Below are 9,365 nucleotides of genomic sequence, written 5' to 3' on the forward strand. Positions count from 1 at the left end.
CGCGCGCGACGTCTACGAGTCGAGGTAGCACCACTCCATGAGCGACTACAGCCGCCCGTTGCGGGTAGCGATCGTCGGCGCGGGTCCTGCTGGGATCTACGCCGCGGACGCGTTGATGAAGTCCGACACCGCCAAGGACCGTGGCGTCAGCATCGACCTCTACGAGCGGATGCCCGCACCGTTCGGACTCATCCGCTACGGCGTCGCCCCTGACCACCCCCGCATCAAGGGCATCATCACCGCCCTCCACAAGGTGCTCGACAAGCCACAGGTCCGACTCCTGGGCAACATCGACTACGGCACCGACATCACGCTCGAGGAACTGCGCGACCACTACGACGCGGTGATCTTCTCGACCGGCGCCACCGACGACCGCGCACTCGACATCCCGGGTGTCGAGCTCGAGGGCAGCTACGGTGCCGGACAGTTCGTGGCCTGGTACGACGGCCACCCCGACTTCCCGCGCACCTGGCCGCTGGAGGCCGAGAAGGTCGCCGTCATCGGCGTCGGCAACGTGGCCCTCGACGTCGCGCGCGTGCTCGCCAAGACCGGCGACGAACTGCTGCCGACCGAGATCCCGGCCAACGTCTACGAGGGACTCAAGGCCAACAAGGCCGTCGAGGTGCACGTCTTCGGACGTCGCGGCCCGGCGCAGGCCAAGTTCACCCCGCTCGAACTCAAGGAACTCGACCACTCCCCGACCATCGAGGTCGTCGTGGCACCCGAGGACATCGAGTACGACGAGGGTTCGGCCGTCGCCCGTCGCAGCAGCAAGATCACCGACCAGGTCGCGACGATCATCGAGAACTACGCGATCCGCGATCCCAAGCAGGGTGCGATCCACAAGCTGTTCCTGCACTTCTTCGAGAACCCCATCGAGATCCTCGGCGAGGACGGCAAGGTCGTCGGCCTGCGCACCGAGCGCACCGAACTCGACGGCACCGGCAACGTGAAGCCGACCGGCAAGACCACCGACTGGGAGCTCGGCGCCGTCTACCGGGCTGTCGGTTACCTGTCGGACAACCTGCCGCAGATCCCGTTCGACACCCAGGCCGGGGTCATCCCGAACGAGGCCGGCCGGGTCTTCGACCAGGGCCGTCACCTCACCGGCATCTACACGACGGGGTGGGTCAAGCGCGGTCCGGTCGGTCTCATCGGCCACACCAAGGGCGATGCCAACGAGACGGTCGACTGCATCATCGAGGACATGACCAACGGCACCCTGAACGAGCCGTCGGCGCCGACCGAGGACGCGGTCATCGCGCTGCTCGAGGGCAAGGGCATCCCGTTCACGACGTGGGACGGCTGGTACCGACTCGACGAGCACGAGCGCGCCCTGGGCGCCGCCGAGGGCCGTGAGCGCGTGAAGGTCGTCGAGCGCGAGGACATGCTCGCCGCATCCGAGCCGCACAAGGTCAGCGGCACCGACTGACTCCCTACACACCACAGCAGACACGAGAAGCGGCGACCGGGATCACCGGTCGCCGCTTCTCGTGTGTGAACTCGTTACTGCGTCTCAGCCCTGACGACGGATGTCGTTGCGCCAGTAGCCGAAGTTGTCGAAGACGTTCTCCGCCTCGGTTGCGATGGTGTAGCCGCTGATGGAGCTCGGGAAGCAGCCGAACCAGCGCGTCTCGATCGGACGGACCCACCGGGTGCCGTTCCACTTGGACATCGACTGTCCGGGCTTGAGCTCCTTGATGAACTTGGTCGGCCCGTTGATCTCCTGCAGCGTGACGTTGTGCAGGCTGCTGCCGCCGGTGTTGCGCACGGTCATCCATCGCTCCATGTACCAGGCCTGGTTCCAGGGCTGGCCCCACTGACCGAAGTGACATTCCACGCCGCCGAGAAGCTGGAGATTGCCTGGCGTGGCCGCCTGGGCCGGGGCCGTGGCCCCGAGCATCCCGGCACCGATCCCGACCGTCGCCAGCACTGCTGCGGCGGCGCGCGTGAGGGAAGCACGCGTGAGAGACATTGACATGTCGACCTTCCTCGATTCCGATCCGGTGTTGACTGTGTGACTGGTTGGACTATCGCGCAGCCCAGATCGAATCGTTACCCCCTCGCCGTGATCGACACGTACGATGCCGATCTTTCGTTACGCAAACTCCATGTCCGACGACGGCTTCCGTTCGCACCTTCCGTGGTTGGTAAGGTTTACCTTTGTGCGTCGTTTCACCGTGTTGGTGCTGCTCATCGCAGTGCTCCTGGCCGCCATCGTGGCCTCTGTCGCCATCGGCACCCGGTCGCTCGGGGTCACCGAGGTGTGGCAGGCGCTGTTCGACAGTTCCACCGAGGGCACCGACGCCCACGGCATCGTCTGGGACCTGCGAATCCCGCGGACCGGACTCGGACTCGTCGTCGGTCTGGCCATCGGTGCCGCCGGAGCCCTGACCCAGGGCCACACCCGCAACCCACTCGCCGACCCCGGCATGCTCGGCGTCAACGCCGGTGCCGCCCTCGCGGTCGTGGCCGGTGTGTACCTCCTCGGCATCCAGAGCCCGATCGCCTACATGTTCTTCGGGCTACTCGGGGCGGTGGTCGCCGCGAGCGCGGTGTTCGGACTCTCGGCGCTGAGCGGCACCAGCCCTCTGACCCTGGTCCTCGCAGGTACCGGACTCTCCGCCCTGCTCCTGGCCTTCACGTCGGCGATCGTGCTGACCGACACCGACTCGCTCGAGACCTGGCGGTTCTGGAATGTCGGGGCGACCTCGGGCCGCAGTCCCGACATCTTCTGGTCGAGCCTGCCGTTCATCTGCATCGGCCTCGTCCTGGCCCTCGCGAGCGGATTCTTCCTCAACGTCCTGAGCCTGGGCGACGACATGACCAAGGCCCTCGGCTCCCGGGTCGTGGTCATCCGGATCGTCGGCGTCCTGGCGATCACCCTGCTGATCGGCGCGGCCACCGCGGCCTGCGGCCCGATCGTCTTCCTCGGTCTGGTGGTGCCCCACATCTCGCGGGCGTTCGTCGGTCCCGACTACCGCTGGATCATCCCGTATTCGGCTGTGCTGGGCGCCATCCTGCTGTTGGTGTGCGACGTGATCGGCCGCGTCGTGGCCCGTCCGGGTGAACTGCAGGTCGGCGTGGTACTCGCGCTGGTATGCGCACCGTTCCTGATCGTGATGGTCCGTCGGCGGAGGTTGGCGAGCGTATGAGCACTGTTCTCTCCGATCCGACCGCGACCCCCATCCGCGGGCGGCGTCCCGTCTTCCGGTTCGGCCGGGCTTCGTGGATCATCCGTCCCCGACAACTCATCGTCGTCGGCATCGGCATCGTCGTGGCCCTGATCCTGTTCCTGTTCAGCGTCGGTGTCAGCGAGTACCCGCTCTCGCCGATCGACGTGGCCCGCATCCTGCTCGGCGGTGGTACGCGCATCGAGAACGTGGTGGTCTTCGATGTTGCGCTCCCCCGCGCGCTGGTCTCGGCACTGGTCGGCTTCGGCCTCGGGATGGCCGGCTCGCTGACTCAGCTGATCGCCCGCAACCCGCTGGCCACCCCGGACATCCTCGGTATCACCGCGGGCGCAAGTGCCGCGGCCGTGGCCGCGATCGCCTTCGCCGGCTCCTGGGGTGCGTGGTTCGCGAGCATCGGCGTCCCGGGCGCGGCCCTCGTCGGTGGACTCGCCACCGCCATCGCGATGTACCTGCTCGCATGGAAGCGCGGCGGCGGCATCAGCATCGACCCGTTCCGCCTGGTGCTGATCGGTGTGGGGCTGACGTGGATGCTGCAGGCGTTGACGAGCTATCTGCTGACCCGCGCCAACATCTACGACGTCGGCCGGGCGCAGACCTGGCTGGTGGGCTCCGTCGCCGACGCCGGCTGGTCCAATGTCTGGCCCGCAGCCGTCGCCATCGCGGTCGGCGTCGCCATCGTCGTGCTCACGTCGCGTCAGATCAGCACGATGAGCCTGGGCGCCGACATCGCGAAGGGCCTCGGCGTCCCGACCGGCCGGATCACGGCGGTCATCTTGCTGGTGGCCGTCGTCGTCGCCGCGCTGTGTGTGTCGGCGGCCGGTCCCATCGCGTTCGTCGGACTGCTCGCTCCGCAGATCGCCATGCGCGTCGTCCACTCGTCGGTGCCCACCCCGCTCGCATCCGGTCTGTGCGGCGCCATCCTGGTGCTCGCCGGAGACCTGTTGTGCCGCACGCTGCTCCCCGGCGGACTCCCCGTCGGCATCGTCACCGCGGCGATCGGCGGCCCGTTCCTGATCTACCTGATGATCAGCATGTCCAGAAAGGCGACCGTATGAGTCGACTCCGCGCCGAAGGACTGGTCGTCGGATACGACGACCGGATCATCATCGACGACCTCGACATCGCCATCCCCGATGCGCAGATCACCACGATCATCGGCCCCAACGGCTGCGGCAAGTCGACCCTGCTGCGCTGTCTGGCCCGGCTCCTGCCGGCCAAGGCGGGCACCGTGTTCCTCGACGACCAGGACATCGCGACCATCCGACCGAAGACGGTCGCCCGGACCCTGGGTCTGCTGCCGCAGAACCCGGTCGCACCCGAGGGGCTGACCGTCGCCGACCTGGTCTCGCGCGGTCGTCACCCGCACCAGCGCTGGTATCAGCAGGCCTCGTCGGAGGACGAGGCGGCCGTCGAGCGGGCGCTCGAGCTGACCGGTACCGCAGAACTCGCCGAGCGGCCGGTCGACGCGTTGTCGGGCGGTCAGCGACAACGCGTCTGGATTGCGCTGACGCTCGCGCAGGAGACCGACCTGTTGCTGCTGGACGAGCCGACGACGTACCTCGACCTCGCGCATTCCGTGGAGGTGCTCGACCTCGTCCACGAACTCAAGTCCGAGCACGGCAAGACGATCGTCATGGTCTTGCACGACCTGAATCTCGCGACCCGCTACAGCGATTCGCTGTTCGTGATGCGCGACGGCGCGATCGTGCGGCACGGTTCGCCCGAGTCGGTCATCGACGTCGAACTCCTCGAGCAGGCCTTCGGCCTACGGTCCCACATCATCCCGGACCCGCTGTTCGGCCATCCGCTGATCGTGCCGGTCGGCTCACGCGGCGATCTCCGTCTGCCCGAGGAGATCCCGGACGCCGCTCACTGACCCGTGGTCGGCGTGGGCGTCCCGGCGCGCCCGGGAGTGGCCGATGGCCGCAGGACGGCACCGAGGACCAGCACGACGAGCAGGAGCCCGAACGGGAACCACAGGGCGGGCAACCGGATCCACTGGTAGGCGAAGCCCCCTGCAACCGCACCGACCGCCAGCAGCGCCCACGACGACAGGCTGATCAGCCAGGCACGGCGGTCGGCCGAGTGTCGGGTACTCGGGGCGAGGATGTCGGCGAGTTCGCGGCCCGCGGTGACCAGGGTGCCGGTCACGTAGGTGAGTCCGCCGCGCACCGACCGGTCGTTCTCGAAGGTCGCGTTGATCATGCCGGTCACCACCGCGGTCACCAGCATCGCCGACAGTCCGGACACGGTGAGCGCCAACAGGAGTACGAGTCCCATCCCCGCGGTGACGATCGCGGTGAGGCGCCACCGTGTGCCCCACGACAGTCGGTTGCACACCGATCCGGCTACGACGCCGACGAAGAACAGCGCGATGATGCCTCCGCACTCGGCCGCCTCCGACCACTGCCGGGTGCTCGGTGACGAGCCCAGCACGGTGGTGTTGCCGGACATGAACGAGACAAAGGTGCCACCGAGGTACAGAAAGGCGACGGCGTCGACGAATCCCGCGACGACGAGCAACGATCGGGCGAGGACACGCCGCTCGAGTTGGATCCGACTCACACCACTACTGCTGTCTGCGTTCACGATTCACTCCGACGCGCACGGAGCAGCTCGAGTAGCAGTTCCCGCAGGGCAGGCTCGGAATCCCCGAGCGCGGCGACCAGCGTCGGGTCGGTGCGTTCCCGTTCGAGGAGAGTCCGGTAGACGTCGAGCCCGGCGGCCGTGCCGGCCACGTGTTTACGACGTTCGTCGGCGGGGTCGGTCTGCCGGGTGACGTAGCCGACGCGTTCGAGCCGCTCGATCGTCCGGCTCGCGGTCTGATCGGTCACCCGTGCCGCCTGCGCGATCTGACGCTGCGACGCCGGACCGGTCGACAGCACATGCAGGACGACGAGTCCGGCGCTGGACAGGTCGTATTCGCGCAGCACCCGCTCCCATGCATGCTCGACGAGCCGGGCCGCAGTCGACAGCAGGCGGCCGGTCGGCCATCCCTCGATACCGTCGTCCATCACCCGATCCTCGTTCCTCGTCCACCTCGGGACTTGCAATTGCTCAGCCTGCTGAACAAGATGGTCCCAGAAGCCGACGCATCGAACAATCACGCCGCGCCGGATCCCGACGAGAGACGAGGCATCGTGTCCGACACCTCCACCACCCGCCGACCCGTCAGCCGTCTGCGGTGGATTCTGCCAGCATTGCTGGTCATCGGATGGCTGGCGGTCGGCTCGGTCGGCGGCCCGTTCGCGGGCAAACTCGGCGATGTCCAGGCCAACGACAACACGTCGTTCCTGCCCGCATCCGCCGAGGCGACCGAGGTGTCTCAGCTCGAGGGCGCCTTCGTGGACAGCAGCGAGATCCCGGCGATCGTGGTGGTCGAGCGCAGCTCGGGGGTGACCCCGGCCGACACCGCCTTCGTCAACGCAGCGGTCGATCGCGTCGCCGGCACCGATGGCATCAGCGAGACCACCTCACCTGCCATCCGCTCCGACGACGGCCAGGCCCTGCAGATGGTCGTGCCGGTCGACTCGTCCGGAGAGGTCGCCGACAGCGTCGAGGTCCTGCGTGATCAGTTGGCGAACAACGCACCGGAGGGCCTGACGATCTACGTGACGGGTCCGGCCGGGAGCGCGGCCGATCTCACGTCGGCGTTCGGCGGCATCGACGGTTTGCTGCTGCTGGTCGCCGGTGCGGTGGTCATCCTGATCCTGATCGTGGTGTACCGCAGCCCGATCCTGCCGTTCGTCGTGATCATCTCGGCGGTCTTCGCACTCGGCCTGGCCAGCGGCCTGGTCTATCTGTTGGCCAAGAACGACATCATCACGCTCAACGGCCAGAGCCAGGGCATCCTGTTCATCCTTGTGTTCGGCGCAGCCACCGACTATGCACTGCTCCTCGTGTCGCGCTATCGCGAGGAACTCTCGACGACGGTCGACCGGTACTCGGCCATGCGTGTCGCCTGGCGGGCGACACTCGAGCCGGTGGCGGCGTCGGCCGGAACGGTCATCGCGGGTGTGCTGTGTCTGCTGCTGTCCGACCTCAACTCCAACCGCGGCCTGGGGCCGGTCGCTGCCATCGGCATCGCCGCCTCCTTCCTCGCCTCGATGACCTTCCTGCCGGCGGTGTTGACCCTGTTGGGGCGCAGCGCATTCTGGCCTCGCCGCCCACAGGCGGACCCCGATCGCGAGCACACCGTCGAGGAAGGGCATCGCATCTGGGCCTCGCTGGCCGATCGCATCCGCGCCCATCCGCGGCGGTTCTGGGTCGCCTCCAGTCTGTTGCTGGTGCTGTGTGCGCTGCTGGTCCCCCAGTTCCGCGCCGACGGTGTCGCACAGTCGGACACCTTCTTGCTCACCGTCGACTCGCAGCGCGGTCAGGACGTGCTCGCCGCGCACTTCGATGCCGGCGACGGGTCGCCCGCGATGATCATCGCCGACTCCGGTGCCCTGCAGCCGGTTCAGCAGGCCGCATCGGGTGTCGACGGGGTCGCCGAGGTGACACCGGTGGCCGGCCCAGACGGCGCACCGAAGACTGTCGACGGTCGGGTGGCGCTGCGCGCCACCCTCACCGATCCGGCCGATTCGCTTGCGGCCGAGGACACCATCGAGCGACTTCGCGGAGCGGTGCGCGGGGTCGACGGCGCCGACGCACTGGTCGGTGGGCCGACCGCAGTGGACCTCGATACGAAGACAACCGCCATCCACGACCGCAACCTGATCATCCCGGTGGTCAGTCTCGTGGTGCTGGTCATCCTGTGTCTGCTGCTGCGGTCGATCCTCGCCCCGATCCTGTTGATGGCGACGGTGATCCTCTCGTTCGCCGCGACCCTCGGAGTCTCGTCGGTCGTCTTCAATCACATACTGGGCTTCCCCGGCGCCGACCCGGTCGTCCCGTTGTTCGCCTTCGTGTTCCTGGTGGCACTCGGCATCGACTACAACATCTTCCTGATGACCAGGGTGCGCGAGGAGGCACTCGAGATCGGCACGCGCACCGGGGTTCTCCGCGGTCTCACGGTGACCGGCGGCGTGATCACCTCGGCGGGCGTGGTGCTCGCGGCCACCTTCTCTGCGCTCGCGGTGATCCCGTTGATCTTCCTCGCACAGATCGCATTCATCGTCGCCTTCGGCGTGCTGCTCGACGCGCTGTTGGTGCGCACGCTGCTCGTGCCCGCGCTCGTCTACGACATCGGCCGACCGGTCTGGTGGCCGAGTCGGTTGCGACTCGGGAAGGAGTGACGGCTCCGGCCGGCCGACATCTCCGGTCAAGGATTGGTCACCGGATTCCTGACACCCCAGCCGACCGCTCCGTGCAATAACCACACCGCAGCCCGCTCACGTGACAAAAATCCGACCCCCGACCGACCCCGGCCGCGCACGGTCGACGATCCAGAGCGCACGGTCGACCAAACCATCTCACCGGATTCCTGACACCCCAGCCGACCACACCCTGCAATAACCACACCGCAGCCCGCTCACGTGCCAAAAATCCGACCCCCGACCGACCCCGGCCGCGCACGGTCGACGATCCAGAGCGCACTGTCGACGCAACCGCATCACCAGACGAAGGCGGCCCCGAGCCACAGCGAGGCCGCGACGAGGGCGGCCAACAGTTCGATCAGCATGGTGAGTGCCACGGCCTTGGTGGCCGAGATCCCGCCCCGCCAGGCGCGGTTCGCGTCTCGGGTGCGAGCGAGTTCGGCCACGAAGGCGCCGAGGACGAATCCCAGGAACAGACCGATCACCGGCACCACGAAGAAGCCGACGATGCCGACGAGACCGCCGATCACGATGGTGAGATTGGGGACGCCGTCCCCGCGGAGTCGCCGACCGGCGACCACGTACTTGATCACCTCGGCGATCACGATCAGGCCGAGTGCCACTCCGAAGACGGCCCAGGCGGTGCCTCCGACGACGAATGCCCACACCCCGATGGCGATGACCACGAGCAGGGTGCCGGGCAGGATCGGCAGGACGATGCCGAGCAAGCCGAGCAGGATGACAGCGCCGATCACCAACTCACCGACGAATGGCATGGTTGCGAGGTCGCGTCAGTCGACGGAGGCGCGGGACGGCTCGTCGACGGCCCGCGGTGCCGGTCGAGGTGCCGGACGCGCCGCAGGCGGTGCCGGTGGACGTTGGGGCGCTCCAGCAGCGGGCCGCGGCGGACGAC

At 67.9% G+C, this 9,365-nt stretch carries 9 protein-coding genes; 5 read left to right on the forward strand and 4 right to left on the reverse strand.

The window, feature by feature from the left end:
- The first annotated feature begins 37 nt into the window (after positions 1–37).
- Positions 38–1,432, forward strand: coding sequence for an FAD-dependent oxidoreductase (locus GS4_RS09760; RefSeq protein ID WP_007620016.1), 1,395 nt, complete (start codon positions 38–40; stop codon positions 1,430–1,432).
- Positions 1,433–1,516: 84 nt separating this feature from the next.
- Here GS4_RS09760 and GS4_RS09765 read toward each other — a convergent pair whose 3' ends face one another.
- On the reverse strand, positions 1,517–1,975 hold the full coding sequence (locus tag GS4_RS09765; protein ID WP_040509973.1) for a hypothetical protein: 459 nt from the start codon (positions 1,973–1,975) through the stop codon (positions 1,517–1,519).
- A gap of 190 nt (positions 1,976–2,165) precedes the next feature.
- On the opposite strand from GS4_RS09765, the gene GS4_RS09770 reads away from it, so the two are divergent.
- From GS4_RS09770 to GS4_RS09780, 3 genes are read left to right on the forward strand one after another with little or no spacing between them, the layout of a single operon-like run.
- Positions 2,166–3,155: a FecCD family ABC transporter permease gene (locus GS4_RS09770; RefSeq protein ID WP_040509974.1), complete on the forward strand. Its 990-nt coding sequence runs from the start codon at positions 2,166–2,168 to the stop codon at positions 3,153–3,155.
- Complete coding sequence (locus GS4_RS09775) at positions 3,152–4,249, forward strand: FecCD family ABC transporter permease (protein WP_007620023.1); 1,098 nt, start codon at positions 3,152–3,154, stop codon at positions 4,247–4,249. The genes GS4_RS09770 and GS4_RS09775 overlap by 4 nt, the downstream gene beginning before the upstream one ends.
- The gene (locus GS4_RS09780) at positions 4,246–5,070 is read left to right on the forward strand and encodes an ABC transporter ATP-binding protein (RefSeq protein ID WP_007620025.1); all 825 of its coding nucleotides are present in this window, start codon (positions 4,246–4,248) and stop codon (positions 5,068–5,070) included. Before GS4_RS09775 ends, GS4_RS09780 begins: the two co-directional genes overlap by 4 nt.
- On the opposite strand, the gene GS4_RS09785 is transcribed toward GS4_RS09780, so the two are convergent.
- A complete protein-coding gene (locus GS4_RS09785) occupies positions 5,064–5,783 on the reverse strand; it encodes a YoaK family protein (protein ID WP_157226563.1) in 720 nt (239 codons plus the stop codon). The genes GS4_RS09780 and GS4_RS09785 overlap by 7 nt on opposite strands.
- Entirely contained in the window at positions 5,780–6,208 is a 429-nt protein-coding gene (locus GS4_RS09790) for a MarR family winged helix-turn-helix transcriptional regulator (protein ID WP_007620029.1), read from the reverse strand. Before GS4_RS09790 ends, GS4_RS09785 begins: the two co-directional genes overlap by 4 nt.
- A 126-nt stretch (positions 6,209–6,334) precedes the next feature.
- Here GS4_RS09790 and GS4_RS09795 point away from each other — a divergent pair, with 126 nt between their 5' ends.
- Positions 6,335–8,431, forward strand: a complete 2,097-nt coding sequence (locus GS4_RS09795; RefSeq protein ID WP_007620031.1) for an MMPL family transporter — start codon at positions 6,335–6,337, stop codon at positions 8,429–8,431.
- 317 nt (positions 8,432–8,748) lie between these two features.
- Here the strand turns inward: GS4_RS09795 and GS4_RS09800 are convergent, their stop codons facing one another.
- Positions 8,749–9,228: a DUF456 domain-containing protein gene (locus tag GS4_RS09800; protein WP_007620033.1), complete on the reverse strand. Its 480-nt coding sequence runs from the start codon at positions 9,226–9,228 to the stop codon at positions 8,749–8,751.
- Positions 9,229–9,365: the final 137 nt, after the last annotated feature.

It is taken from the genome of Gordonia soli NBRC 108243, from assembly GCF_000334455.1.
Taxonomy (GTDB): Bacteria; Actinomycetota; Actinomycetes; order Mycobacteriales; family Mycobacteriaceae; genus Gordonia; species Gordonia soli.